26 protein-coding genes are annotated in these 26100 nt (G+C 71.1%); 13 read left to right on the top strand and 13 right to left on the bottom strand.

Annotated elements, in window-relative coordinates; all coding sequences use genetic code 11:
* The first annotated feature begins 536 nt into the window (after positions 1–536).
* The 5 genes from dapF to AC1U89_RS01595 are packed head-to-tail and all read left to right on the top strand — an operon-like array spanning position 537 to position 5140.
* Complete coding sequence (gene dapF / locus AC1U89_RS01615) at positions 537–1391, top strand: diaminopimelate epimerase (RefSeq protein ID WP_479897894.1); 855 nt, start codon at positions 537–539, stop codon at positions 1389–1391.
* Positions 1304–2233, top strand: coding sequence for an SDR family NAD(P)-dependent oxidoreductase (locus tag AC1U89_RS01610; RefSeq protein ID WP_479897893.1), 930 nt, complete (start codon positions 1304–1306; stop codon positions 2231–2233). The genes dapF and AC1U89_RS01610 overlap by 88 nt, the downstream gene beginning before the upstream one ends.
* On the top strand, positions 2230–3567 hold the full coding sequence (gene mtaB, locus AC1U89_RS01605) for a tRNA (N(6)-L-threonylcarbamoyladenosine(37)-C(2))-methylthiotransferase MtaB (RefSeq protein ID WP_479897892.1): 1338 nt from the start codon (positions 2230–2232) through the stop codon (positions 3565–3567). The genes AC1U89_RS01610 and mtaB overlap by 4 nt, the downstream gene beginning before the upstream one ends.
* On the top strand, positions 3564–4667 hold the full coding sequence (locus AC1U89_RS01600) for an endonuclease/exonuclease/phosphatase family protein (protein WP_479897891.1): 1104 nt from the start codon (positions 3564–3566) through the stop codon (positions 4665–4667). Before mtaB ends, AC1U89_RS01600 begins: the two co-directional genes overlap by 4 nt.
* 8 nt (positions 4668–4675) lie before the next feature.
* Positions 4676–5140, top strand: a complete 465-nt coding sequence (locus AC1U89_RS01595; protein ID WP_479897890.1) for a GFA family protein — start codon at positions 4676–4678, stop codon at positions 5138–5140.
* Here the strand turns inward: AC1U89_RS01595 and AC1U89_RS01590 are convergent.
* Together AC1U89_RS01590 and AC1U89_RS01585 are read right to left on the bottom strand one after the other, a co-directional pair.
* Complete coding sequence (locus AC1U89_RS01590) at positions 5106–5669, bottom strand: hypothetical protein (RefSeq protein WP_479897889.1); 564 nt, start codon at positions 5667–5669, stop codon at positions 5106–5108. The genes AC1U89_RS01595 and AC1U89_RS01590 overlap by 35 nt on opposite strands.
* Positions 5666–6295, bottom strand: coding sequence for a trimeric intracellular cation channel family protein (locus AC1U89_RS01585; protein WP_479897888.1), 630 nt, complete (start codon positions 6293–6295; stop codon positions 5666–5668). Before AC1U89_RS01585 ends, AC1U89_RS01590 begins: the two co-directional genes overlap by 4 nt.
* 115 nt (positions 6296–6410) lie before the next feature.
* Here AC1U89_RS01585 and ftsY point away from each other — a divergent pair, with 115 nt between their 5' ends.
* The 4 genes from ftsY to AC1U89_RS01565 all read left to right on the top strand — a co-directional run bounded on the left by ftsY (position 6411) and on the right by AC1U89_RS01565 (position 9119).
* The gene (gene ftsY / locus AC1U89_RS01580; RefSeq protein ID WP_479897887.1) at positions 6411–7352 is read left to right on the top strand and encodes a signal recognition particle-docking protein FtsY; all 942 of its coding nucleotides are present in this window, start codon (positions 6411–6413) and stop codon (positions 7350–7352) included.
* Positions 7353–7355: 3 nt separating this feature from the next.
* Positions 7356–7967, top strand: a complete 612-nt coding sequence (locus AC1U89_RS01575; RefSeq protein WP_479897886.1) for an inner membrane-spanning protein YciB — start codon at positions 7356–7358, stop codon at positions 7965–7967.
* 144 nt (positions 7968–8111) lie between these two features.
* Entirely contained in the window at positions 8112–8690 is a 579-nt protein-coding gene (locus AC1U89_RS01570; RefSeq protein ID WP_479897885.1) for a MarR family winged helix-turn-helix transcriptional regulator, read from the top strand.
* 318 nt (positions 8691–9008) lie between these two features.
* Entirely contained in the window at positions 9009–9119 is a 111-nt protein-coding gene (locus AC1U89_RS01565; protein ID WP_479897884.1) for a hypothetical protein, read from the top strand.
* 47 nt (positions 9120–9166) lie between these two features.
* Here the strand turns inward: AC1U89_RS01565 and AC1U89_RS01560 are convergent, their stop codons facing one another.
* From AC1U89_RS01560 to AC1U89_RS01520, 9 genes are all read right to left on the bottom strand, one after another.
* Positions 9167–10438, bottom strand: a complete 1272-nt coding sequence (locus tag AC1U89_RS01560; protein WP_479897883.1) for a hypothetical protein — start codon at positions 10436–10438, stop codon at positions 9167–9169.
* 166 nt (positions 10439–10604) lie between these two features.
* Positions 10605–10940, bottom strand: coding sequence for a thioredoxin (trxA, locus tag AC1U89_RS01555; RefSeq protein ID WP_479897882.1), 336 nt, complete (start codon positions 10938–10940; stop codon positions 10605–10607).
* 117 nt (positions 10941–11057) lie between these two features.
* On the bottom strand, positions 11058–14561 hold the full coding sequence (addA, locus tag AC1U89_RS01550) for a double-strand break repair helicase AddA (protein WP_479897881.1): 3504 nt from the start codon (positions 14559–14561) through the stop codon (positions 11058–11060).
* A complete protein-coding gene (locus AC1U89_RS01545; RefSeq protein ID WP_479897880.1) occupies positions 14536–15096 on the bottom strand; it encodes a hypothetical protein in 561 nt (186 codons plus the stop codon). The genes addA and AC1U89_RS01545 overlap by 26 nt, the downstream gene beginning before the upstream one ends.
* Positions 15096–18080, bottom strand: a complete 2985-nt coding sequence (addB, locus tag AC1U89_RS01540) for a double-strand break repair protein AddB (protein ID WP_479897879.1) — start codon at positions 18078–18080, stop codon at positions 15096–15098. Before addB ends, AC1U89_RS01545 begins: the two co-directional genes overlap by 1 nt.
* Positions 18081–18082: 2 nt before the next feature.
* A complete protein-coding gene (murU, locus tag AC1U89_RS01535; protein ID WP_479897878.1) occupies positions 18083–18826 on the bottom strand; it encodes an N-acetylmuramate alpha-1-phosphate uridylyltransferase MurU in 744 nt (247 codons plus the stop codon).
* Positions 18823–19914: an N-acetylmuramate/N-acetylglucosamine kinase AmgK gene (amgK, locus tag AC1U89_RS01530; RefSeq protein WP_479897876.1), complete on the bottom strand. Its 1092-nt coding sequence runs from the start codon at positions 19912–19914 to the stop codon at positions 18823–18825. The genes murU and amgK overlap by 4 nt, the downstream gene beginning before the upstream one ends.
* On the bottom strand, positions 19904–20359 hold the full coding sequence (gene tsaE / locus AC1U89_RS01525) for a tRNA (adenosine(37)-N6)-threonylcarbamoyltransferase complex ATPase subunit type 1 TsaE (protein WP_479897875.1): 456 nt from the start codon (positions 20357–20359) through the stop codon (positions 19904–19906). Before tsaE ends, amgK begins: the two co-directional genes overlap by 11 nt.
* Positions 20356–21210 carry a 1-acyl-sn-glycerol-3-phosphate acyltransferase gene (locus tag AC1U89_RS01520; RefSeq protein ID WP_479897874.1) on the bottom strand — a complete coding sequence of 285 codons (855 nt, stop codon included), beginning with the start codon at positions 21208–21210 and terminating at the stop codon, positions 20356–20358. The genes tsaE and AC1U89_RS01520 overlap by 4 nt, the downstream gene beginning before the upstream one ends.
* A gap of 105 nt (positions 21211–21315) precedes the next feature.
* Between AC1U89_RS01520 and AC1U89_RS01515 the strand changes: the two genes are divergently transcribed.
* The gene (locus AC1U89_RS01515; RefSeq protein ID WP_479897872.1) at positions 21316–21951 is read left to right on the top strand and encodes a hypothetical protein; all 636 of its coding nucleotides are present in this window, start codon (positions 21316–21318) and stop codon (positions 21949–21951) included.
* A 46-nt stretch (positions 21952–21997) separates the two neighbouring features.
* Here AC1U89_RS01515 and AC1U89_RS01510 read toward each other — a convergent pair whose 3' ends face one another.
* Together AC1U89_RS01510 and AC1U89_RS01505 are read right to left on the bottom strand one after the other, a co-directional pair.
* A complete protein-coding gene (locus AC1U89_RS01510; protein WP_029909430.1) occupies positions 21998–22186 on the bottom strand; it encodes a hypothetical protein in 189 nt (62 codons plus the stop codon).
* A 90-nt stretch (positions 22187–22276) separates the two neighbouring features.
* The gene (locus AC1U89_RS01505; protein ID WP_479897871.1) at positions 22277–23032 is read right to left on the bottom strand and encodes an SDR family oxidoreductase; all 756 of its coding nucleotides are present in this window, start codon (positions 23030–23032) and stop codon (positions 22277–22279) included.
* Between the two features lie 114 nt (positions 23033–23146).
* Here AC1U89_RS01505 and AC1U89_RS01500 point away from each other — a divergent pair, with 114 nt between their 5' ends.
* The 3 genes from AC1U89_RS01500 to AC1U89_RS01490 all read left to right on the top strand — a co-directional run bounded on the left by AC1U89_RS01500 (position 23147) and on the right by AC1U89_RS01490 (position 26030).
* Positions 23147–24058 (top strand): LysR substrate-binding domain-containing protein, encoded by a 912-nt coding sequence (locus AC1U89_RS01500; protein WP_479897869.1) that lies wholly within the window; start codon positions 23147–23149, stop codon positions 24056–24058.
* Between the two features lie 51 nt (positions 24059–24109).
* Positions 24110–25228, top strand: coding sequence for a cell division protein ZapE (zapE, locus tag AC1U89_RS01495; RefSeq protein ID WP_479897868.1), 1119 nt, complete (start codon positions 24110–24112; stop codon positions 25226–25228).
* Positions 25229–25445: 217 nt separating this feature from the next.
* Entirely contained in the window at positions 25446–26030 is a 585-nt protein-coding gene (locus tag AC1U89_RS01490; RefSeq protein WP_479897867.1) for an NUDIX domain-containing protein, read from the top strand.
* The last annotated feature ends 70 nt before the right edge of the window (positions 26031–26100 follow it).

Genomic DNA, 26100 nt, shown 5'->3' with positions numbered 1-26100 from the left:
GGTCTTCGCCGAGGTTCGTCTTGCGCCTTGGGACCTTCTGAGCCCCGCCGCCCAAGACCTCCCCCCAGCCAAGGCAAGCGGCCCCGCTCGGTTCCATCCCCATCGCCTGCTTGGGCCGGTACCAAGAGCCCTCCCCGTGATGGTGACGGTTCTGATTGTGCGGGAGGTTTGAGTGCTGGCGCGTTTGTGATGCTGATTTTTCTTTAAGGTGTTGAGACGGCTAGGATTCTTCTCGGCGTTCGCGGGGATAGAGGCGGCTCGATCCCCGCGCCGGGGACATGCTCTCACGGCAGGGCGTCTGAAGTCCGGCCAGGGTGATCAGGGTGAGTGCGTGTCCCCACCTTCGCCCCGAGCGCCTCCGGCAAGTCCACGGACGACTTGGGGGACACGCACTCACCCCGAACGCCGCGTAAACCTGGCCGCCGCTTCGTCGTGAGTGCGTGTCCCCAGCCAAGACCCGCAAAACCCGCGCCCAAATCGCCGCAGTCGACCCCAGCCTCTGACTCGCGCGCGGTTTTCCACTATATAGCCCGGCCATGAGCCGCACCTTCCTCAAGATGAACGGGCTCGGGAACGACTTCGTCGTGATCGAGACCCTGACCCAGCCCTTCAATCCGACCCCGGACGAGATCCGCGCGATCGCGAAACGAGGGGACGGCGGGATCGGCTGCGACCAGGTCATCGCCATCGACCCGCCGCGGGCCGAGGGCGCCAGCGCCTATGTGCGGTTCTGGAATTCGGACGGCGAGGAGACCGGCGCGTGCGGCAACGGCACCCGCTGCGTGGCCTGGCTCTTGATGCAGTCAGGCCGGAAGGACGCCGTGGCCTTCGACACCGTGGCCGGGCGCCTGTCGGGCGTCATGGCCGGCGACAAGCTGGTGACCGTCGACATGGGCCGTCCGGGCCTGGCGTGGAACCAGATCCCGCTGGCCGAAGAGATGGACACCGTCGGCATCGAGCTGCAGGTCGGTCCGATCGACGCGCCGCTGGTCCACACCCCCGGCTGCGTCTCCATGGGCAATCCGCACGTGGTGTTCTTCGTCGACGCCCCGGTCAGCGACGACTTCGCGCGCGGCACGGGCAGCCTGGTCGAGCATCACCCGCTGTTCCCGGAAGGTGTCAATGTCGGCTTCGCCCACATCGCGGCGCGGGATCACATCCAACTGAAGGTCTGGGAACGCGGCGCGGGCCTGACGGCCGCCTGCGGCACCGGCGCCTGCGCGGCCCAGGTGGCCGCCGTGCGTCGCGGCCTGACCGACCGCACCGCCAAGGTCGAGTTCGAGAGCGGCGCCCTGACCATCGAATGGCGGGAGGCCGACGGCCACGTGATCATGACCGGTCCCGTGACCATGGAGTTCGTCGGCAAGCTGCCCGAGAAGGTCGCGGCATGACGGCCATCCACCCCGCCATCGGTCCGGGCAAGACGGCCGTGGTGACCGGCGCGGCCGACGGCATCGGCCTGGCCGCCGCCCAGGCCTTCGCCGCCCAGGGCATGAACGTGGTCCTGGCCGACATCATGGGCCGGGCCCTGAAGAAGGCCGCCGACGCCATCGGCGACAAGGCCCTGGCCGTCGAGACGGACGTGTCCGACCGCGCCCAGGTCCAGGCCCTGCGCGACGCGGCGGTCGCCAGGTTCGGCGCGATCGACGTGCTGATGAACAACGCCGGCGTGGGCGGCGGGGGCGACGCCTTCTCGGGCGAGGACCCGTGGAAGCGCGTGCTGGACGTCAACCTGTGGGGCGTGATCAACGGCGTCCAGGTGATCGGCGAGGAGATGGCCGCCAGCGGCCGTCCGGGCCTGATCATCAACACCGGCTCCAAGCAGGGGATCACCCAGCCGCCGGGCGCCACGGCCTACAACGTGTCGAAGTCGGCGGTGAAGGCCTTGACGGAAGGGTTGGCCCACAGCCTGCGCGAGATCGTCGACTGCAAGGTGGACGCCCGCCTGCTGATCCCCGGCTATGTCTTCACCGGCATGACCCGGCGCGGCGGTCCCAAGCCGGACGGCGCCTGGACGCCCGAACAGACCGTCCAGTTCATGCTGGACAGCATCGCCCGCGGCGACTTCTACATCCTGTGCCCCGACAACGACGTGCCGCGCGCCCTGGACGAGAAGCGCATGGCCTGGGCCATGGGCGACGTCATCGAGAACCGCCCGGCCCTGTCGCGCTGGCATCCCGACTGGAAGGACGCCTTCGCGGAATTCATCGCTTCGGGCGTTGAGAAGCCGTGACGACCTATACGCTCATCTCCCGTCCCCCCACGCCCACGCCGGCCGTGGGCGAGGAAGGCGGACCGGCCACGACGATGTCGGGCCCCGACGGCGTCGACGTCGTCACCTTCGGCTGCCGGCTGAACGCCTACGAGTCCGAGGCCATCCGGGCCCGCGCCAGCGCCGACGGCCTGGCCGACGCGGTGGTGTTCAACACCTGCGCGGTGACCAACGAGGCCGTGCGCCAGGCCCGCCAGGCGATCCGCAAGGCCCGCCGCGAGCGGCCGGACGCCCGGCTGATCGTCACCGGCTGCGCCGCCCAGATCGACCCGGCCGCCTTCGCCGCCATGCCCGAGGTCGACCTCGTCCTGGGCAACGCCGAGAAGGCCGCCCCGGGCGCCCTGCTCGACACCTCCACCCGCGTGCGGGTCAACGACATCATGTCGATCAAGGAGACCGCCGGTCACCTGATCGCCGGCCTCAAGGACCGCGCCCGGGCCTATGTCGAGGTCCAGAACGGCTGCGATCACCGCTGCACCTTCTGCATCATCCCCTACGGCCGGGGAAACTCGCGCTCGGCCCCGGCGGGCGAGGTGGTCGAGCAGGTGCGCCGCCTCTCCGCCGAGGGCTATCGCGAGGTGGTGCTGACCGGCGTCGACGTCACCTCGTGGGGCGCCGACCTGCCGGGCCAGCCGACCCTGGGCCAGCTGGTGGGCCGCATCCTGCGCATGGTCCCCGACCTGCCGCGCCTGCGCCTGTCGTCGATCGACGCCGCCGAGATCGATCCGGACCTGTTCAAGCTGCTCGAGACCGAGCCGCGCCTGATGCCCTATCTGCACCTGTCCCTGCAGGCCGGCGACAACCTGGTGCTCAAGCGCATGAAGCGCCGCCACAGCCGCGAGGACGCCCTGAAGCTGGTGTCCGAGGTGCGCCGCGTGCGCCCCGACACCGCCTTCGGCGCCGACCTGATCGCCGGCTTCCCGACCGAGAGCGACGAGGCCTTCGACAACACCCTGAAGCTGGTCGAGGAGGCGGGCCTGGCCTTCCTGCACGTCTTCCCCTACAGCGCCCGCCCCGGCACGCCCGCCGCGCGGATGCCGCCGGTCAAGGGTCCGGTGATCAAGGACCGCGCCCGGCGCCTGCGCGAGGCTGGCCAGGCGGGCTTGGAGCGCCACCTCCAGCGCCAGGTCGGTCGCACCCTGTCTGGCCTGGTCGAGCGCGACGGCGTGGCCCGGGCCGAGGACTTCACCGAGATCGCCTTTGAAGGCGCAGCGCACCAGGGCCAGATCGCCGCCTTCCGGGTGGTCGGCCACGACGGCGCGCGGGTGATCGCGGAGCTCGCCGCCCAGGGATGATCGTCCGTCGCGTCCTGATCGCCGTCCTCGCCGCGACCCTGCTGTCGCCGGCCGTGGTCCCCTTCGATCAGGTCTGGGCCCAGGACATCCCGATCGTCCCGGCCATCCCGGCCCCGACCACCGAGGAGACGCCCCCGACGCCCTTCGCGCCGAGCGGTCCGATCCAGCCGGTCGAGCTCAGCGTGATGACCTACAATGTCGAGGGCCTGCCCTGGCCGGTGCGGGCGGGGCGGGGCTCCAAGCTCAAGGCCATCGGCCGCGAGCTGGCCGCCCTGCGCGAGCGGGGCCTGCAGCCCGACGTCGTCCTGCTGCAGGAGGGGTTCCGCGACGAGGTGGCGGACCTGATCGAGCTGTCCGGCTATCCGTACGTCGCCAAGGGCCCGCGCAAGAAGCAGCGCGACCCCAACCCGTTCGCGAAGGACGACCGGCCGCGCTACAAGAAGGTTAAGTACATCCGCAAGGGCGAGGGCTGGGGCAAGTGGGGCTCCAGCGGCCTGTGGGTGCTGAGCGATCATCCGATCAACTGGGTCAAGTCGCACGCCTATCGCTACTGCGCGGGCCTGGACTGCCTGGCCAACAAGGGCGTCATGCTGGTCAGCCTGCAGGTGCCGGGCCTGCCCACGCCGGTCGAGATCGCCGACACCCATCTCAATTCCAAGGGCGCCTCGGGCGTGCCGCGCAATCGCAACCGCATGGCCCACCACCTCCAGGCCGAGGAGCTGGGCCACTTCATGGAGACCGACCGCACGCCCGGCGCGCCTCTGATCGTCGGCGGCGACTTCAACGTCATGCACGCCCCCGACCGCTACGACTACGTGATGCAGCGCTATCCGTTCGACGTGGTCAGCCAGGTCTGCTTCCAGACGCCCGACAGCTGCGACGCCAAGATCAGCGCCGACGGCGACGCGCCCTGGCTCGACACCCAGGACCTGATCGGCTTCAAGCAGGGCGACCGGGTGGCGATCCGGCCGGTCCAGGTGGAGGCGCGGTTCGACGGCTCGACCACCGGCGGGCCGGTGCTGTCCGACCACGACGCCTATGAAGTGACCTTCCGCCTGACGCCGATCCCGGTGCTGGCGATCCCTCCGCGCAAGCCCTGAGGTTCGCCATGTCCGACGCGCCAATTCTGACCGGGACGTCCCTGACCGGAGGCTGCCAATGCGGCGCCGTGCGTTTCCGGGTCGAGGGCCAGCCCGGCCGCGCCTCGATCTGCTGGTGCCGCATGTGCCAGAAGGCCTTCGCCGGGCCGTTCGGGGCGCTGGTGACGGTGAAGGTCGCCGACCTGACCTGGACGCGGGGCCAGCGCTCGACGTTCCAGAGCTCGGACGCCGTCAGGCGCAGCTTCTGCGCCGCCTGCGGCACGCCCCTGACCTTCGAGTGGAGCGCCGACAAGATCGACCTGGCGACCTTCGCCTTCGACGATCCGTCGCGGGTCGAGCCTGGCGTCCAGCTGGCGGTCGAGAGCCGTCCCGCCTGGACCGAGCACCTGGCCGACCTGCCGGTGCGCCCGCCCGCCGGCGGTCCGGCCGTGGCGGTGGTCAGCCGCCAGCACCCGGATCACGAGACGCCCTGACCCGCAGGCGCTCCAGCCGCTCGATCAGGTCCGGCGGGACCCAGCGGTAATCGTCCAGATGCAGCGTCCCGATGTGGACCCGCCGGGCGGTCAGCGGCGACTCGACCGCCCAGAACCGTCGCCGCAGCTCGAAGGTGAGGTTGTAGGGCCGTCTCCAGCCCGTCTGGCGGATGCGGCGGACCGCCGACCAGGGCACGGTCTCGCGGCGCAGGGTGGGGTCGAACCGCAGCCCCTCGGCGTCCGCGACCAGCAGCGGCCGACGATCCAGCGCCCGCAACAGCGCCCCGAAGCCCCGGGCGCAAAGCCAGATCACGAACCAGGACAGGGCGAGGGTGACGACGACGCGGTCGGACGCGGCCGGCGACAGGAACGGGATCCGCACCCCGGGAGCGGCCGGCGCGGCGTCGGGAAAGATCAGGAAGTAAAGGCCGAAGCCCAGGGTCACGACGGCCAGCGGCAGGGCGGCGGCGAACGTCATCACGTTCACGACCGTCCGCGCCGGGATGACGACTTCCGTTTCCCCGCTCACTCCGGCTCTTCCTCGCCCTGCTGGAAGCCCGGCAGGCTCCAGCCGAACTTGATGGCGCAGGCCCGCAGGCCGAAGGCGGTGGCGAAGCCGGCGATCCCGGCGGGCCAGAAGCCGAGGTTCAGCAGGGTCATGCCGGCGAACACCGTCGCGCCGGCGAGAGCGGCGGTGATGTAAATCTCGCGGCGCAGAAGCAGGTTCGGTTCGTGGGCCAGCACGTCGCGGATCACCCCGCCGAAGGCGGTGGTCAGGACGCCCATGACGATGGCCGTGAACGGATGGACGCCCAGGCTCAGGGCCTTGGCCGTGCCGACCACGCAGTAGGCGGCCATGCCCAGGGCGTCCAGCCACAGCAGGGCCCGGAACCGCCAGCCCCGCTGGCCCAGCATCCAGACCCCGACCGCGGCCGCCAGGCAGACGATCACGTAGCCGGGCCGCTGGATCCAGAACACCGGGGCGTCGATCAGCAGGTCGCGCAGGGTTCCGCCCCCCACGCCGGTGATCGCCGCGAAGAAGCCGAAGGTGATGATGTCGTGCTTGCGATGGGCCGCCGCCAGCGCGCCCGTCGCCCCGAACACGGCGACGGCGGCGTAATCCAGCCAGAATAGGGTGGTCGAAAGCGCGTCCATTGGCGTTTCATGCCACGCCCGATAGAGCCTGTCCCAGGCTCCATCTCTATTAATTGGAGCGTGGCGGGCGCTGAAACCGCTCACACTTTCAGCTGCCACGCTCTAAAGGAACGCCATGAGCGAAAAGCCCGAGCAGAAAAAAGGCTGGTTCCAGCGGCTGACCGCCGGTCTGGCCCGGTCGTCGCAGCAGATGACCGAGCAGGTCACCGGCGCCTTCACCAAGAAGCCGCTGGACCAGGAGCAGCTGGACCAGCTGGAGGAGATGCTGATCGAGGCGGATCTCGGTCCCCAGATCGCCGCCCGCATCGCCGACGCCTTCGGCAAGGCCCGGTTCGGCAAGTCGTCGACCGACGTCGAGGTCAAGGAGGCCCTGGCCGAGCTGGTCGCCGCCGAGCTGACCGACCGCGAGGGCGTGTTCGACCCGCTGTCGGGGCCCAAGCCCTATGTGGTGCTGTTCATCGGCGTCAACGGCTCGGGCAAGACCACCACCCTGGGCAAGATCGCGTCCGACCTGACCGCCAAGAAGGCCAAGGTGCTGATCGCCGCCGGCGACACCTTCCGCGCCGCCGCCGTCGAGCAACTGAAAGTCTGGGCCGACCGGGCCGGGGCCGACTTCATGTCTCGCCCGCCCGGCGCCGACGCCGCCGCCCTGGCCTACGAGGCCGTGGAGCGGGCGCAACAGGAAGGTCACGACGTCGTCCTGATCGACACCGCCGGCCGCCTGCAGAACAAGCAGGGCCTGATGGACGAGCTGCTCAAGGTGATCCGGGTGCTCAAGAAGGTCGATCCCGACGCCCCGCACGAGACCCTGCTGGTGCTGGACGCCACGGTCGGCCGCAACGCCCTGGCCCAGGAGAAGATTTTCGGCAACCAGGTCGGCGTGTCCGGGATCGTGATGACCAAGCTGGACGGCACCGCCCGCGGCGGGGTGCTGGTGCCCGTGGCCCGCGCCAGCGACAGCCCGATCAAGCTGATCGGCGTGGGCGAGGGTGTCGACGACCTGCAGCCGTTCGACGCCCGGGCCTTCTCGCGTTCGCTGGTGGGCCTGGAGGACTAGCCGATGACCGACACGCCTCCCGCCCCCGCCAAGAAGAACGCCGCCTGGGTGCGCACCGCCATCGACTACGGCGCGCCGCTGGCCTTCTTCGTGACCTGGCTGCTGACCAAGAACTTCCAGACCTCCACCTGGGTCCTGGTCGGAGCCTCGGCCCTGGCCTTGTTGCTGGGATTCGTCATCGAGCGCCGCGTGGCCCTGCTGCCGCTGTTCTCGGGCGTCATGGCCCTGATCTTCGGGACGCTGGGCCTGGTGTTCCACAGCGACGTGTTCGTGAAGATCAAGGTGACGGTGGTGAACGCCTCCCTGGCCGCCTTCATGATCGGCGGCGCCCTGACCGGCCGCGCGCCGCTGAAGGCCCTGATGGGCGAGGCCGTGCACCTGCCCGACGCGGCCTGGCGCACCCTGACCCTGCGCTACGGCGGCTATTTCGCCTTCGCCGCCGTCGCCAACGAGCTGGTCCGCCTGACCCAGTCCACCGACATGTGGGTCAAGTTCCGCATCGGCCTGCTGCCCCTGGCCCTGCTGTTCTCGCTCAGCCAGGTGCCCTTCATGATGAAGCACATCGCCAAGGGCGACGAGGCCAAGACCCCCGAGCCGCCGGACGCGGGTTTCTGATTTCCTTGATCCGCTCATCCCGGCGAATGCCGGGATGAGCGGATCAAGGAAACCTAATCGGCAGCCCACGGACCGTCTGTCGTCAAAACGACGTCTAAGCGTGGTACATAAAGGTCCGTCGGCGGAAACGAAGGGCGACGGACGATGGCCAAGACCAAGGGCGACAAGGACGGCAAAGCTGAACACGGCGGGGCCCTGGCCCGGTCGCCCAGTCACCTCCTGCACCGGGTCCTGCAGCTGGCCCTCGACATCTACGCCGAGGAGAGCGGCGCGGGCGGCGTCACCCAGCGCCAGTACGCCGTGCTGGCCGCCGTGGCCGAGAACGAGGGCGTCACCCAGACGGGTCTGGTCCGCGCCACCGGCATCGACCGCTCCACCCTGGCCGACATGGTCGCCCGGATGATCACCAAGGGCCACCTGGAGCGCCATCGCTCCGACCAGGACGCCCGCGCCAACACCGTCAGCCTGACCCCCGCCGGCGCCGCCGTGCTGGAGGAGAGCCGCCCCAAGGTGGCCATGGCCGACGCCCGCATTCTCGCGTTGCTCAAGCCCAGCAAGCGCGAGGGCTTCCTGGAGCTGCTGGCCGACATGGCCGTGTCCGACGTCCACGCCGAACCGGAAGCCAAGGCCAAGAAGGCCAAGGCCCCGAAGGCCGAAAAGGCCGCCCACGGCAAGAAGGACAAGAAGCCCAAGAAGGAAAAGGCCGCCAAGAAGGCGGCTTGATCCAGGACCTCCGCCGCAACGACGGGGACACGTACTCACGGCAGGGCCTTGCGGGTCGATCCCTGGCCGTGGCGTGAGTACGTGTCCCCTCCTTCGGTCACGGCGCCAGAGGGCCAGCCCCCGAATCCAGCGGACGACTTGGGGGACACGCACTCACCAGGAGCGCCGAGCGCAACCGGCAAGGCCTTGCCGTGAGAGCGCGTCCCCGAGGAAACCCTTAGGCGCCGGCCCGGCGAAGCTCTAGACTTCATCCACGCCGGAGGGCGGCTCGGCCTGCCGGACCTTCCTGGCGCGCGAGCGTCCAGGCAGGAAACCGCGATGGCCAAGGGTCAGAAGAAGTCCAACAAGGAAATCCGCAAACCGAAGGCCGACAAGAAGACACCCCCGGTCTCGGTCTCGCCGTTCATCGTCACGCCGGGGAAGAAGTAGGCGGGGCGCCGCGGCGCCCCCCATCCATCGCGCCCAGACCCGCCCGTCTAGTCCATCTTGAACACCCAGGCGTGGCCGACCTGGATGTAGAACACCGAACCTTCCGGGCCCCAGGCGATGTCGGCGCCGGCGTCCAGGCCGAACTTCCGCGCCAGGCGGTAACGGAACCCCACCCCGCCGGTCCAGACCGCGCCGGAGTCCTCGTACAGTCGCGAACTCCCCGCCTCCGACCCGCCCACGCCCCCGAAGGCCAGCAGCGACCAGCGGTCGTTGGCCCGCCAGGTCAGCTCGGCCTCGGAGCTGTAGACGTCCATGCCCTGGTAGCGCATGGCCTGGACGCCGCGCAGGTTGACGGCCGGGGCGAAATAGACCGGGAAGTCGCCGCGGATCGCGTTCAGCTCCAGCTTGAAGCCGTAGTGGAAGCGCGGCGACAGCTTGCCGAAGGCGTAGGCCGCCGCGTCGTACTCCTCGTAGTCGCGGTCGCTGCCGAAGACCTCGCGGTTGAACTTGCCCTCGGCATAGGCGTTGACGCCGCCGGTCGGGGTCAGGGGATTGTCGCGGGTGTCGTAGTGCAGGCCCAGGCCGACGGCGCCGGTCTGCAGGGTGCGGCCGAAGTGGTCGGCGAACTCGGGCGGCAGGCCCTGGATGTCCAGCTTGGAGGTCAGCTTGCGGAAGTCGAACAGCGGCCCGATCGAGACATGGCTGTCGCCCAGGGTCCACAGGGCCGAGCCGAGGATCCCGTAGTCGTAGTGGTTGGTGTATTCGATCCCGCCGGGCGCGAAGGCGGGGAAGCTGTCCAGGGTGATCTTGCCGTGCCCCACGCCCACCCGGTAGGCCAGCCGCCCGCCCATCGCGTAGCCGGCGCGGAAGGCGCCGACGCCGTCCGAACCGTTGCTGGTCTTGAACGCGGCCACGACGGTGCGGGTCACCTGGCGGGGATGGTCGGGGCTGCGGGTCAGGAACGCCCCCGCCACCCCGCCGCCGCCGCCGACGGCGGGCTCGGTGATGATGATCGGCACGGGGATGAACCCGCCCTTGGCCAGGAAGTCGGAGAAGTCGAAGTCCCCGTCCTGGTCGTCGAAGAACAGGTGCTTCCAGCCGCGCTTGGGCGGAGGGGCGGCCGCCGCCGGGGGAGCGTCCGGGGCCGGCTCCTGGGCCTGGGCTTGAGCCTGATCGGGCGGCGCCGTCGCGATCGCCCTGTCGTCGGTGGGCGGCTCCGCCTCCCGGGCCAGGGCCGCCGAGCCTCCGCCCGCCAGGATCGTCACGGCGCAGAGCACGGGGGCCAGGAATGGCCGCGATCGATTGCGGGACGCCGTCATGGCCCGACAGTGGCTTTGGCCGCTCAGGCCGGGAATCGGGGTTTTCCCGGTACGACGGCCCGAGGACCCCTATCGCCGGCCGTCCTTCGCCCCGAACGCAAACCGCCCGCCTCGCTTGCGCGAGACGGGCGGCCGCTGATCAAAACTCAAAAAGCGCGGAGGCGGCTTACGCCGGCTGGACCACGCCGGCTTCGTTCAGCCACTCCAGGATCTTGGCCTTGGGCATGGCGCCGACCTTCATCGAGGCCATCTGGCCGCCGCGGAACAGCATCATGGTCGGGATGCCGCGCACGCCGTAGCGCGAGGGGGTGGTGGGGCTGTCCTCGATATTGACCTTGGCCACGGTCACGGCGTCGGCCAGTTCCTMGGAGATCTGCTCCAGGGCCGGGGCGATCTGCTTGCACGGGCCGCACCATTCGGCCCAGAAGTCGACCAGGACCGGCTTGTCGGCCTGCAGGACGTCCTTCTCGAAGGACTCGTCGGTCACCGTCACGGTGCTCATCGTTTGGCTCCATCTGCGCCCGGACTATCGAAGGCGCGCTAGAAAACTGTTGTGGTCGGGGATTCGCTCCCCGTCTTGCCGCAAGATTTAGGGGCCCTGGCCCCCCTCGGCAATGATCTAGAACAGCCGAGCCAGGGCGGCGGCCATCACCTTTTCTGGAACCGCCATGAGTTTGGGACCGTCGGTCCACACGATCGCGGCCTCGATCGGGCGGTCGGGGAACACCTCGGCCAGCACGGCGGCATAGACCGCCATCTGGGCCAGATAGGCCGGATCGGCGTTCTCGATGCGGTCGGGCGAGGGGCGGTTGGTCTTGTAGTCGACGACCAGGACGCGGTCGGGCGTGACCACCAGCCGGTCGACCCGGCCGGCGATCCGCAGCTCGGCGGGCAGGGTGGCCGCGCCGCCGGCCACCGAGACCTCGGCCCGCGAGCCGGGGCCGAACACGGCGGCGAACCGGTCGTCCTCCAGCACCCCGAAGGCGGCGGACGCCATTTCCTGGCGCTGGTCGTCGGTCAGGTCGCGCTCGGCGGCCAGCAGGCGGGCGGCGGCCGTTCTGCGACCCACGGGCTCTATATCCGGCAGAAGCTGCAGCAGCCGGTGGACGATCTCGCCGCGCCGGTAGCGGCCCAGGCCGGACACCTGGGCCAGGGGCGAGGGCGCGCTGCCCCGGGCCTCGTCCTCCAGGGTCGAGGGGGCGGCGTAGCGGGCGGCGGGCGTCTCGGGCGCGGCCGGGGCCAGGGTCCAGGCGGGCGTGTGGACCAGGGCCGAGGCGGCGCGCGGGGCCAGGGCCTCGGCGCGCATCGGATCGGGGCCGAAGCGCAGGCGGCCGTCGTCTGAGATCTCCCGCACGCCCGGCGCGACAGCCTCGTGGGCGAACGCCGCGCGGGCCGCCGCGTACCAGCCGCCGACGTTCTCGTCCTTGGTCCGGGCGTCGATCCGGCCGCACAGGATCAACCGGTCCCGGGCCCGGGTCAGGGCGACGTAGTAGAGGCGCAGGGCCTCCTCGGCGTCCTTCTTCTCGCGCAGCTCGCGGGCCTCGGCCGACGCGGCGCAGTCGTTGGCCTTGCTGGCGCACCACAGGAAGCCGCCGTCGGCGGTGCGCATCAGCGGGGAGCCGCGCGCCCCGCCCTTCATCGTGGTCTCGGGCAGGAAGACGATCGGCGCCTCCAGCCCCTTGGAGCCGTGGGCGGTCATCACCCGCACCTCGTGGCGCGCGCCCTCCATCTCGCGCTTCACGACGATGTCCAGGCTGGCGAAGTCGGCGACCAGGGCCTCCAGGTCGCGCACCCCGCGCTGCTCGGCGGCCAGGACCTGGGCCAGGAACTCGTCCAGGGCCTCGGCGGCCTCCTCGCCCAGGCGGGTCAGCACCTTGGCGCGGTTGGAGCGGACGCTGTCGTCCACCCGGCCCAGCAGCAGGGCGTAGAACTCGAACGGCTGCTTGCGGCGCGATTCCGCGAGCGCCCAGCGCAGCAGGTCGCGGGCGGCGGACCAGGTCGGTTGCTCGGCCGCGCGGTCGTTGACCGCCCGCCACAGCGTGCCACCCCGCCCCTTGGCCAGGGCGTAGAGGTCGTCGTCCGACAGGCCGCAGAACGGGCTTTTCAGCAAGGCCGCCAGGGTCAGGTCGTCGTCGGGGAACAGGCAGAACCGGCCCAGGGCCAGCAGGTCGTCGAACACGATGTGGGCCGACAGGCTGAGGCGGTCGGCCCCGGCCACCGGCACGCCGCGCCGCTTCAGCGCCCGCAGCACCTCCTCGAACAGCGCCTTGCGCCGCCGCACCAGCACCAGGATGTCGCCGGGGTGGGCCGGACGCCACAGCTTCGTCTCCTTGTCGAACACCGCGTCGCCCCGCCGGATCAGGGCCTGGATCTCGGCGGCGATCTTTTCGGCCAGGCGGCGGTTGGCGCCCTGCTCGCCCTCGGCGTCCAGCGGCGCGTCCCAGGCCTCGCGCTCCTCGCCGGGCAGTTCGCGCTCCAGCGGCCACAGGTCGACGCAGCCCTTGTGGTCGACGCGGAACGGCTGGTGGCGCACCACGTCCTCGCCGGCCGGGGCCGGGACGCCGGACCGGGTCTCCGGCGCCGAGAACAGGGCGTCGACGAAGCTCAGCACCTCCACCGTCGAGCGGTACGACATGGTCAGGGGCACGGCCTTGCCGACGCGCTCGGCGGCGGTGATCTGGGCGATGTAGCCTTGCGTCTCGGCCAGCAGGCGCTGGGGATCGGCGCCCTGGAACGAATAGATCGACTGCTTCTCGTCGCCGACCACGAACAGGGTGCGGTCGTCACGCGCCTCGCCCGCGTGCTGCGCGCGCCAGCGCACCGCCCCCTCGCCGGCGAAGAAGTCCGAGGTCAGGGCCCGCAGGATCGCCCACTGCTCGGGCGCGGTGTCCTGGGCCTCGTCCAGCAGGATGTGGTCGATGCCGCCGTCCAGCTTGTAGAGCACCCAGGCCGCGTCGACCTTCTGGGTCAGCAGCACGCGGGTGCGGTCGATCAGGTCGGCGAAGTCCAGGGCCCCACGGGCGTCCTTCTCGATCTGGTGGCTGGTGACGTAGAGGGCCGCCAGGCGCAGGGCGTCGGCGCTGTCCTCGGCCACGCGGGCGGCGCGCAGCCATTCGCGGGCCTCCTCCAACCGCTCCTGCTCGGCCAGCAGGCGGACGCGCAGGTCCTCGCGGCTCTTCAGCCCGGACGTCTTGGCCGGCCAGGTGGCGGGCGTGCCGGCGCCCTTCTCGGTGAACAGGGCCGCCAGGGCCTGGTCGAGGTCGGCGTCCGGGTCGGTCGCCACCGCCAGCATCAGGCCGGCGCACTTGATGTCGGTCTTGGTCCCGTTCAGCAGCACGTCGGCGACCGAGCGCCACAGGTCGCGGTCCAGCTCCGCCATGGCCTCGGCCGTGACGTCCTCGACGCTGCTCGGGCCATAGTGGAAGCCGCAGACCTTCCAGACGTCCTCGACCGCGCCCGCCAGGCCGCCCACCCGTTCCAGATACTCGCCGATCGCCCCGCGCTGGGCCTCGAAGGCGGCGAACATCGCCTCGAAGCTGGCGAAGTCCAGGGCCACCGAGAACCGGGCATAGGCCTGGGCGAAGGCGTCGTCATGGTTGGTGACCCACGTCGCCACCTGCCGCAACGCCCCCTGGGCGATGGCGACCGAGGCGCTGTCGTCCATCACCTGGAAGCCGGGCGAGACCCCGGCCTCCAGCGGGAAGCGCCGCAGCAGCTTCTCGCAGAAGGCGTGGATGGTCTGGATCTTCAGCCCGCCCGGCGTCTCCAGCGCCTTGGCGAACAGGCCCCGGGCCTTGGACAGGGCGATGTGGTCGAAGCCCAACGGATCGCGGCCCTCCAGGGCGCCCAGCTGCTCGCGCAGCTTGACGTCGGGGGTGACGCACCATTCGCCCAGGCGCTCGAACAGCCGGCGCTGCATCTCGGCGGCGGCGGCCTTGGTGTAGGTCACGCACAGGATCGCCTCGGGCTCGGCCCCGGCCAGCAGCAGGCGCGCGACCCGGTCGATCAGGGTCTTGGTCTTGCCCGAGCCGGCGTTGGCCGTGACGAAGGCCGAGATGGCCGGGTCGGCGGCGATGCGTTGGGGGTCCACGAGCACGCTAGTCGACCCACGAGGCTTGGACATAGACCCGCCCGTCGTCGCGGCAGCGGGTCACGACGATCTGGTCCCAGTCGCGTTGGCGACGCGCGATGTGGACGGTTCGGTCGCCACAGTGGTGACCTCTCCACCAGGGGGGCGGTTCAGAGCCGGCTAAGGGAACAAGGTCCCGCATCTGGTCGTCGCCCTGGACCGCCTCGAACCGCGGGCCGATCAGCGCACGCCAGCCGGCCTCGTCCGTGGAGAACGCCAGGTCGATCTCCTCGGCGTCGTTCACGCCCGAACCTCGGGCCTTCAGGTCGTGGATGTTCCGCCCTGCTGGGACGGCGAAGACCTCCTTGAAGCGGAAGCCGGCTGGGGCGAGGTTGATCCAGAGCAGGCCTGCGGCGAGCAGCGCCGTCGGCGTGGCCGCGATCGCGAAAGGCGCGGCCTTCAGCCAGGGCCGCAGCCGGGGCCAGCGCTTACGGACCAGCAGCCAAGTGAGCGCGCAGACCGCCAGGGCGACGCCGAACAGGATCGCCGAGAAGACCAGATAGACGATGATCACGATGCCCAGGCCCATCAGTCCGCCCCCTCCCCGTCATCGCCGCTGGTCGACCATTCGAACACCCGCGCCAGGTGGCCGTAGTCTCCCGCATGGTCGTGGACGAACTGCGGGGCCACGCGCGACAGGTACGGCTGGTTCGGATTGTCGTAGCGCTCGATCAGCTCGCGCAGGCCGTTCAGCGCCTTGATCGCCGCCTCCTGGCTGTCGACCCCAGCCGTCGCCCGCACCTCCTCGACGCCCGCCGGCTTGCGGCCGGTGACGCGCAGATAGGTCAGGTCGCCGGGCTCGCGCGGGCCGATGTCCTTGAAGCCGCCCTCGCGCAGGATGGCGGCGGTCAGGGTCAGCTGGGGCGAGAAGCCGGTCTCGACCTGCTTCTTCGACGGGGCGGCGCCGGTCTTGTAGTCGAGGATGTGGGCCAGGCCGTCGGCCGTGGGCTCGATGCGGTCGGCCTTGGCGGTGACGGTGAACGGCCGCCCGCCGATGTCGAAGGTCAGTTCGCCGGCGGCTTCCACGACGATCCGCTCGGCACCGGCGCGGCGGCGCGTCTCCAGCTCGGCGACCCACAGGGCGGCCTCGCGCGCTAGGGCGCGTTCACGGGCCAGGGCGGCGGCCGGCATGCCGGCCTTTTCCAGTTCGCCCAGATAGAGGCCGGCGAAGATCTCGGCGGCGTTGGCCGGCACGGGGCCGGGATGGTCCTCGGCGAACTTTTCGAACGCGGCGTGGATCGCCGTGCCGCGCGCCCGGGCCTCGACCGGCTCGTCGGGACGATCCAGCGGATAGAGCTTGAGGATGTCGCGGGCCCAGACGGCGTAGGGGTCGCGGGTCAGGGCCTCGACCCGGGTGACCGCCATCTTGCGCGGACGGTCGGCGACCGGCGGGGTGGGGGCGGGGCGCTTGATCGGGTCATAGGGGCCGGGCGCGTCCAGGTCGCGGGCCCAGGCCAGCACGTCCGGGCGCTCGGTCAGGGACAGGCCCGCGCCGCGCGCCAGGGTCTTCAGCCGCCACAGCCAGCGGCTCTCGACGGCCGGCGCCCCGCCGCGCCGCTCGCTGTGGACCAGGATCACGTCCGGCGCGCAGGCGGCCTGGGCGAAGTCGTGGGCGGTCAGGCCGATGCGCCGCTCGGGCGGCGGCAGTTTCAGCTTGGCGCGCATCGGCCGCGACAGGAACGGGTCGATCGGCGCGCCGCGCGGCCAGATGCCTTCCTCCAATCCCGCCAGGATCAGCCGGTCGGCCCGCACCATCCGCGCCTCGATGGCCCCGAAGATCCGCAGGCGCGGATGGGTGGCGCCGCCGACGCGCAGGGTCTCCTCGTTGACCATGCGGTCGAACAGGTCGGCGAACCCTTGCGCCGAGGCCGGCGGCAGGGCGACGCCGTCGGTGATCAGCGACGACAGCAGGCCCGCCAGGCTCTCGCCCGCCGAGCCGGCCCACAGGTCCGTCGGATCGGCCAGGGCCTCCAGCGCCTCGACCAGGGCCCGCGCGGCCTCGGCCGGCGCGCCGGCCTTGGGATCGGCCACGTAGGGCAGGGCCACGCGGTGGGCGGCGGCCAGCACGCGCTCGACCAGGGCCTTGGCCTCGGGATAGGTCGCCAGCCGCTCCAGCAGCTGGGCGGCGTCGCGCGGGGCGGGGCCGCGCAGGCCGTGGCGCTCCAGGTCGCGGGCGACGTCCAGGTCGCCGCGCAGCAGCGGGTGCTTGGCGACGGCCAGCAGGCGGACAGGATCCAGCGGATCCACAGCCAAACCTGCAACGTGCTGGGCCAGGATGGCGGCGGCGCTGGCGGCCAGGGGCGCGCCGGCCGAGCTGTCGGGGATCACCCCCCAGCGCACCAGGCGGGCGTTGACCCGCCGGGCCAGTTCCTGGTCGGGGGTGACCATGGCGGCGGTCTGGCCGGGCGTCTCCAGGGCCTCGCGCAAGAGAAGCGCGCAGGCGACGGCCGCCTCTTCCTCGGTGCGGGCGTTGACCAGGGACAGGCCCTTCAGCGCCTCCTCGATCGGGTCCAGGCCCGGGGCCTCGGCGCGCAGCCGGTCGATCTGGGCCAGCCAGTCGGCGGTGGCCTGGGCCGGGCGCAGGGCCTCGTTGATCAGGCGACGACGCCAGCGGCCCCGGCTGTCGGCCTCGGGCCACCAGGGGCGGACGTCGGCGCGGGTGGCGCCGGCCCCGTCCAGCAGACGTTTCATGGCGCCCTGCGGATGCTGTTCGCCCTGGACGCCCTCGATCTGGTCCCAGGCGTCGTCGGCCAGGCCGTCGTCGAGGCCCGGCAGCACGACCGCGCCCTGGGGGAGGTTGGCGATCACCCGCAACAGCCGGGCGGTGGCCGGAGCGGTGCCGGTCGAGCCGGCGGCGACCAGCACGCCTTGAGGCGGGCTCTGTTCCCATTGATCGGAGAGGGCGTTGAGCAGCCGCACGCGCCGGTCGCTGACATCGATCAGGCCCATCTCGTCCAGGCGCTTGGGCCAGGCGGTCAGCACCGCCTTCAGGAACCGGGCCGAGACCTGCCAGTGCTGGGCAAGATCGCCCTCGGCCAGGCCGTCCAGGCGGCCGTCATCGGTGACCACCTCCTCGATCTGGCAGCTGTCGAGGAATTCGGAGAGCGCCTTGGCCATCTCCAGGGCCTGGCCGGCCTGGGGCTGGAACGACAGCAGATGGCTGTGGTCGGCGACGAGGCGCGCCAGCTCGAACCGGCGGCGGCGCGACGAGACGGCGGGCGGCAGGTCGATCGACAGCTCGCCCGGCTCGAACGGCGGTTCGCCCTCGTCCAGGTCGCCCAGCGGCCGGATCTGCGGCAGCAGCAGGGCCTTGCTGCCGCCAACCACCAGGAAGGCGTCGGCCAGGGCGCGGGCGCCCCGGCGGGTGGGGGTCAGGACGGTGGCGGCGGGCAGGGCTTCCGGCCCCAGCGGCGCCAGGGCGTCCAGCAGCCCGCGCGCCAGGTCCTCGACGAAGGGCCGGTGGGCGGGGATCGAGAACCAGCGCGGCCCCGGGGTGTCGAAGGGGCCGGCCATGGTCAGCTGTGTCCAGCCAGCCGGGCTTCGGCGACGTCCCGTGCTCCGGGATCGCCGACGTGCATCCAGACGCCTTGCGGCGCGACGCCGTGCACGCGGTGGTTCACGGCCAGGGCCTTCCAGATCGGCAGCAGCGAGAACGGCCCCTCCGGACCGTCGGCCACGACCGGGGGCTTGCAGATGTGGACGCCCACATAGACCAGGGGCGCGGTCTCGCCGGGATCCTTGAAGCGCACGACACCGTCCTCGCCCAGGAACACGTCGCCGGTGTCGTGGAAGCCCAGCGACTCCGTGGTCGAGGCCAGCATCAGGCAGACGTCCATCTTGTCCGGGTCCCAGGCGCGGGCCACGGCCTCGATGGCCGAGGCGTCCTCGATCCAGACCGAGTCGATGTTGGCCACCCAGATCGGGGCGTCGCCCAGCAGGGGCAGGGCGTGCTTGACGCCGCCGCCGGTCTCCAGGGCCTGGGGCCGCTCGTCGGAGATGATGATGTGCGGCAGCGGATGGGTCGCGGCGCGGCGCACCAGGTGCTGCTCCAGCCGGTCGGCGAAATAGTGGACATTGACCACGGCGGTCTCGACGCCGGCGGCGGCCAGGCGGTCCAGCATGTGGTCGATCAGCGCCTTGCCGCCCACCTCGACCAGGGCTTTCGGCCGGTCGTCCGTCAGCGGCCGCATGCGGGTGCCCAGGCCCGCGGCCAGGACCATGGCGATCTTGGGCGCGTTTTGGGGAGCGGCGGTGGTCATCGACGGAACTCCGACGGCACGTACTTGTCGAACCAGGCCTTCAGACCCGCCATCGCCGGGTCGTCCAGATTGCGCTCCAGGTAGCGCCAGGTGCGCGGCATGTAGGCCTCGTACTGCGGCCGGCCCAGCAGGGCCTGGCGGGCGAACACCCGGCCCAGGATGCGCGCGGCGTTGGAGGCGGCCAGGGCGCGGTAGTCGGCGATGAAGGCGGCGCGGTCCACCGACGGCCGGGCCGCGAGATACCGGTCCAGCATGGCCTGTTCCAGTTCGGGCGAGACGTCGCGGCGGGCGTCCTGCAGCAGGTGGGTCAGGTCCCAGGCGGGGTGGGCGCGCAGGGCGTCCTGGAAGTCCAGCAGGCCGACCCGGGCCACGCCGTCGCGGTCGGGCAGCCACAGCAGGTTCTGGGCGTGGTAGTCGCGGTGGGTGAAGACGCTGGCGCCGGCCTCGCCGCGCACCCAGACCGGGGCCCACAGGGCGTCCCACTCGGCCACGGCCTCGGGGCTGAACGGCGCTAGGCCCGAGAACTTCGGCCACCACTCCAGGAAGGTGTCGGTGGCGATCTTCAGGGCCAGGGTGTCGTAGGTCAGCAGCGGCCAGCTGACGCCGCCGTCCGCGGTCAGCACCTCGGGCGGGCTCTCGGCGTGCAGGGCCACCTGGACGTCGACGGCGGTCTCGTACAGCGGGACCTCGTCCTGGCCCTGCGCGATCAGGGTGGCGTAGAGGCCGTCGCCCAGGTCCTCCAGCACCGCCAGGCCGTTGTCGACGTCGTGGGCCAGGATGGCCGGGGCCGACAGGCCGCGTTGGCGCAGATAGGCGGCGGTGGCCACGAAGGCGGCGACCGAGCCGGCGGCCAGGCGGGCGGCGGCGTTGTAGCCCAGGGCGATCCGCTCGGCCTCGCCGGCGCCGGGCGGGCAGACCACGCTCTCCAGGGCCGGCGGCTGGTCCATGAAGATGAAGCTCTGGCCGTCCTTGTGGAGGCGCGCGTAGCTGCGGGTCGAAGCGTCGCCGCTCAGCGGTTCGCGGCGGGCGTCGCCGAAACCGGCCTTGGCCAGGAAGGCCGTCTTCAGGGCTTCGCGATCAGAGCTCAAGCTTGCGTCCTTCGAAGGTTCCGTGGGGCGTCAGGGTGGCGCGGCGCGCCTGTCCATCCTCGCCCACGGGGCTGATGTCTATAGCGAGTCKGTCGGCCGGCAGCCGCCCCTCCAGGCGCTGGGGCCACTCGATCAGGGCCGCGCCGTCCTCCAGCGCCTCCTCCAGCCCGATCTCGTAGGCCTCGTCCGGGTCGGTCAGGCGGTAGAGGTCGAAATGGGCGACCGGGAAGTCGGGGCCGTCGTAGAACTGCACCAGGGTGAAGGTCGGGCTGGGGACCTCCTCGTCGGGCGAGGTGAGGGCGCGGACCAAAGCCCTGGCCAGGGTCGACTTGCCGGCGCCCAGAGGGCCGGTCAGGCAGACGGCGTCGCCGGGCCGCAGGACGCGGGCCAGCTTTTCGCCCAGGGCCCTCGTGGCCGCCTCGTCGGGCAGGGAAATCTCGATCATCCGAACACCGCGTCGGGGTTGGTGGGCAGCACGCGCTCGATGAAGTGCTTGAGGGCGCCGGTGGCCATGGCCGCGTCGGGGTCCAGGGCCTTGGCCGGGATCGGCCGGCCGACGATCAGCGAGAACCGCTGGCCGCGCTTGTTGAGCATCTCGTGGAACAGGGTGATGTCGCGCAGCTCCTGGAAGCGGCCGTCGAACAGGTGGAACAGGGTCGACCAGGGACCGGTCAGGTGCATGGGGACAATCGGCGCGCCGCTCCAGCGGGCCATCGACACGGCCGAGGCCTGCCAGGGCTTGTCCGTGAGCCGCCCCTGGACCTTGGTCGCCAGACGCCCGGCGGGGAAGATCATCAGGGCCTGGTCGGCCTTCAGCGCCGCGCGGGTGCGCTCCAGCACGCGGCGGGTGTCGGCCAGGGTGCGCTTGGCCTCGACCCACTCGATGGGGATCAGGGCCTCGTCCAGACGCGGGCACACCCGCAGGGCGTCGGCGTTGGCGTAGAAGGTGATGTCGGGCCGCCGGACCTTGAGCGCGTCATAGACCGCCACCCCGTCGGCGATGCCGGTGGGGTGGTTGCAGATGACCAGGGCCGCGCCCTTGGCCGGCAGGTTCTCCAGGCCCCGCACGCTGACCTCCAGGGCCAGCAGACCGGAGACATAGTCCAGCGCCTCGCGGCCGCCCATCGGGGCGACGGCCTCGGCCAGGGCGCGGGCCTTGCCGTAGCTGAGCAGGGCGTGCACCGGCCCGCGCGCCAGCGGCCAGGCCGGCGAGCCGCACAGCTTCGGCGCCCGCTCGGCGATCAGGGTGTCGATGATGTGGGGGCGGGCCGCGTCCTGGGCCTGCTGCATAGTCATCCGCCGAGTCTAGAGAAGGCCGGGCGCGGTTCCAAGGCGAGGCCTGGAAATTTGACGGATGGGTCGCGACGTCGGACGTTGGGGCCGGAAGAGGGGAGTTCTCGCATGAAGCGTTTCGGCCGCTGGCTCGTCGCCGCCCTTGTGATCGCCGCCGTCGGGGCGGGGGTCTGGGCCTATTGGAACTACGACCTGCGCTGGCGGCCCAAGACGATCACCAGGAACCAGGCCCAGATCGCCAAGATCCTGGAGACCGCCGGCTGGGTGTCGCCGGGGCTGAAGGGCCAGAAGCTGTACATGGTCAGCTTCCGCACCTGTCCCGACTGCGTGCGGTTCAAGTCCGAGGAATATCCGGGCCTGCACAAGGCCGGGGTCGACACCCGGCTGATCGAGATCGCCCGCGCCGACCGCAACGGCGTGCCCAAGTCGACGCCCGCCGAGCGGGCGACCGTGGCCGAGATGTGGGTCAACCGCAGCTGGGCCCTGTCGGAGAAATGGGACGCCACCCCGGTCGAGGCCTGGACGGCCGCCGGCATCGCCCCCGCCGACGGCGACGTGGCCCGCACCGCCGTGATCGAGGCCGGCCGCAAGACCGTCGAGGACCTGCGCCCGCTGCTCAAGGAAAACGGCGTCAGCTTCGCCTATCCGCTGCTGGTCTGGTGGACCAAGGACGGCACGATGAAGGCCTGCGCCTGCGAGCGGCGCGAGACCTACCGGTTCGTGCGGAAGGATTTGGGAGTCTAGTTCAAGTTCTGTCCCTCCCCCTTGTGGGGAGGGATGAAACCTGACTTCACACCGGCCGGCGGCTGATCTCGTCCTTTCGGGCCCGACGGGTCTTGGAGCCGTGGACGTGGTCCAGGTCGCCGTCGCGCGGCGGGGCGCCCGCGTCCAGCTCCAGATTGTCGTCGTCCTCGTAGATCGCCCGGGTCTCGCCTTCGGGGGCGACGGTGGACGGGGTGCGGTCTTCGGGCTGGGCCATGACGGTCTCCTCTGACGTTTCAGGGACCAAACGACCTCGCCCCCGGCCACGTTTCATGACCGGGGGCGCGCATCGACCGCGGGAGGGCTTTTAGAAATCCTGGGCGGTCGGGCGGACGGCGATCTCGCTGACGTCGACGTCGGCCGGCTGCTCCACCGCATAGGCGACGGCGCGGGCGATGGCGTCGGGGCCGATGGCGATCTCGTAGAAGGCGTCCAGGGCTTTCAGCGACTCCGCGTCCGAGCTGCCGTGCTTGAGCTCGGTGTTGACCCCGCCGGGCGAGATCACGGTCACGCGGATCTTGGAGCCCACCTCATGCCGCAGGCCTTCCGAGATGGCGTGCACCGCGAACTTGGTGCCGCTGTAGACCGTGCCGCCCGGGCTGAAGACCTTGCGGCCGGCGATCGAGCTGAGGTTGATGAACTGGCCCGAGCCCTGGGCCTCGAACACCGGCAGGGCGGCGGCGACGCCGTACAGCAGGCCCTTGATGTTGATGTCGATCATCTTGTCCCACTCGTCGGTCAGGCGCGCCGACATCGGGGCGATGGCCATGTAGCCGGCGTTGTTGACCAGCACGTCGACCCGGCCGAAGGCTTGGACGGCGGCGGCGATCATGGCGTCGACCTCGGCCTTGACGGTGACGTCGGTCTGGACGGCGATCGCCTGGCCGCCGGCGGCGGTGATCTCGGCGACCAGGGCCTCCAGGCGGTCGACGCGGCGGGCGGCCAGCACCAGGCGGGCGCCCTTTTCGGCGAGGTGGCGGGCGGTGGCCTCGCCCAGGCCGCTGCTGGCCCCGGTGACGACGACGACCTTGCCGGAAATGTTGGCGGACATGCTGGCGGACATGGGGAAATCTCCTTTGGTTCGGGGCGTCCTCGCCTCGTGACGGGGAAGATGAGGGCTCGACCGGTCCGCGATAATCCTTGATAGTCTCAACGTGGTTTCAAACAGGATTTGATAATGCAGCGCGACCTGCTGGACGGCGTCGTGGCCTTCACCACCGTGGCCAAGCGGCGCAGCTTCACCGTCGCCGCCGCCGACCTGGGCGTGACGCCGGCGGCGGTCAGCCACGCGGTCAAGCAGCTGGAAGGCCGGCTGGGCGTGGTGCTGTTCGCCCGCACCACTCGCGAGGTCGGGCTGACCGAGGCCGGGCGGCGCTTCCTGCACGGCGCCCAGCCGGCGGTCGAGGCGATGGTGGCGGCCACGGCCTCGGCCCGGTCGCTGGGCGAGGGTCCGGCGGGCACGGTGCGCCTGACCACCTCGCGCCTGGCCCTGCGCATGGTGCTGGCTCCGGTGATCACCGACTTCGTCCGCGCCTATCCGGACGTGAAGCTGGAGATCGTGGTCGACGACGCCCAGGTCAGCCTGATCGAGGAGGGCTTCGACGTCGGCGTGCGGATGGGCGAGATGATCGCGCCGGACATGGTCGCCGTGCGGGTGTCACATCCGTTCCGGTTCTGCGTGGTCGGGGCGCCGGCCCTGCTGCAGCGCTGGGGCCGGCCGGAGCATCCGCGCGACCTGAAGGGCTTCCCCTGCCTGAACGTCCTGCAGACCACCCGGATGAACAACTACCGCTGGGAGTTCGAGGAGGACGGCCGCGAGTTCCAGGTGGCGGTCGACAGCCCGCTCAGCGTCAACGACTTCGACCTGCTGATGAAGGGCGCGCTGGACGGCCTGGGCCTGACCTACCAGCCCGAGCCGCTGGCCATGGGGCACGTGCTGAACGGCCGGCTGGAGCGGGTGCTGGACGCCTATCTGGCCGGCCCGACCTCGTGGCACCTCTACTATCCCAGCCGCCTGGGCGCCTCGGCCGCGCTTCGGGCGTTCGTGGAGTTCATGCGCGGCCGCATGCGGATGGCGGGTCGGGCCTAGGGCGCTGTTGGCTCTTCCCCCGCACGCCGCGTCGCGCTAACCGGAGCGCCGATGCCCACATCCGTCCGCACCGCCTACCGAGAGCGCCTGGCCCAGGGCGAGATCAAGCCCGACGTCGCCCAGGCCGCCGCGGTCGACGCCCTGTCGCGGCTGGAGGCCGATCTCGACAGCGCCGGCGAGCCCGGCTTCTCGCTGTTCGGCCGCAAGCCCAAGAGCCAGAAGGGCGTCTATCTGTGGGGACCGGTCGGGCGCGGCAAGTCCATGCTGATGGACCTGTTCTTCGACAGCGCCCCGGTGGCCAGGAAGCGCCGCGCGCACTTCCACGCCTTCATGGCCGAGGTGCACGAGCACATCAACGCCTGGCGCAAGGGCGACGCGGCCGAGCGCAAGGCGCGGTTCGGCCAGCACAAGGGCGACGACCCGATCGCCCCGACCGCCGAGCTGATCGCCCAGGAGGCCCGCCTGCTGTGTTTCGACGAGCTGCAGGTCACCGACATCGCCGACGCCATGATCCTGGGCCGGCTGTTCGAGGCCCTGTTCGCCCAAGGGGTTACCCTGGTGGCCACCTCGAACCGCCCGCCCGACGACCTCTACAAGGACGGCCTCAACCGCCAGCTCTTCGTCCCGTTCATCGAGATGCTGAAGGACAGGCTGGAGATCGTGGCCGTGCGCGGCCCGGTGGACTTCCGGCTGGACCGCCTGCGCGCCGCCCGCACCTGGCTGGCGCCCGACGACAAGGCCAACCTGGCCGAGTTCGACCGGCTGTGGGCCGACATGCTGGACGGGGCCGATGAGACCGGCGCCACGGTGGAAGTCCTAGGCCGCAAGATGCGTTTCCCGCGCGCCGCCGGCGGCCTGCTGCGCGCCTCGTTCGCCAGCCTCTGCCAGCAGGCCCTGGGCCCGCAGGACTACCTGGCGATCGCCGAGCGCTTCCACACCCTGTTCCTCGAGGACGTGCCGCTGCTGACGCCCGACCGGCGCGACGCGGCCAAGCGGTTCAACACCCTGGTCGACGCCCTCTACGAGGCCGACGCCAAGCTGGTGGCCCTGGCCCACGGCGAGCCCGAGGCCCTGTACCCGGCCGGCGACGGCTCGTTCGAGTTCGAGCGGACGGTGTCGCGCCTGCAGGAGATGCGGTCGGCCGACTATGTGGCGCGGGTGCGGGACTAGGATTGATCGATATTCGAGCGCGTGGCCTTCCCCATCATCGTCATCCCGGGCCTTGTGCCCGGGACCCCTGGGTCAGCTGACGCGTGAGGTAGATTGGCGCGCCGGCGCGCCACACCGCTGCACCTGCGGCGGATAGAGGGGTCCCGGGCACAAGGCCCGGGATGACGGTTGAAAAGAATGGGCCTGGGATCGGCCGAGTGATGAGGACGAGGAACCCATGAGCGTCAAAGACCGCGTCCGCGTCCACGAGACCCGGCTGCTCTCCGACAACTGGTACGTCCTGAAGACCACCACCTTCGACTGGAAGCGGCGGGACGGGACCTGGCAGACGCAAGCGCGCGAGCACTACGACCGCGGCAACGGGGCGGTGCTGCTGCCCTACGACCTGGCCCGTCGCACCGTGCTGCTTGTGAAGCAGTTCCGCTATCCGGCCTTCGTCAACGGCTATGACGACCTGCTGATCGAGGCGGCCGCCGGCCTGCTGGACGACGCCGAGCCCGAGGTGCGCATCCGCGCCGAGGTCGAGGAGGAGCTGGGCTATCGGCTGGGCGAGGTGACCAAGGTCTTCGAGGCCTTCATGAGCCCGGGCTCGGTGACCGAGATCCTGCACTTCTTCGTCGCGCCGTACGACGCCTCGATGCGGATCGGCGACGGCGGCGGCCATCCCGACGAGGGCGAGGACATCGAGGTGCTGGAACTGCCCCTCGACGAAGCCCTGGCCATGATCGCCGACGGCCGCATCCGCGACGCCAAGACCATCATGCTGCTGCAGCACGCGGCGCTGACGGTGTTTAGGGGGTAGGGGCGGTGTTGATGCGGTTCCAACCTGAAGCGCTGCATCAAATACACCCGTCATCCTCGGACTTGTTCCG

The organism is Caulobacter sp. 05T431 (genome assembly GCF_056665975.1).
The sequence above is the reverse complement of the archived record's forward strand: the minus strand, read 5'-3'. Positions and strand labels throughout refer to the sequence as shown.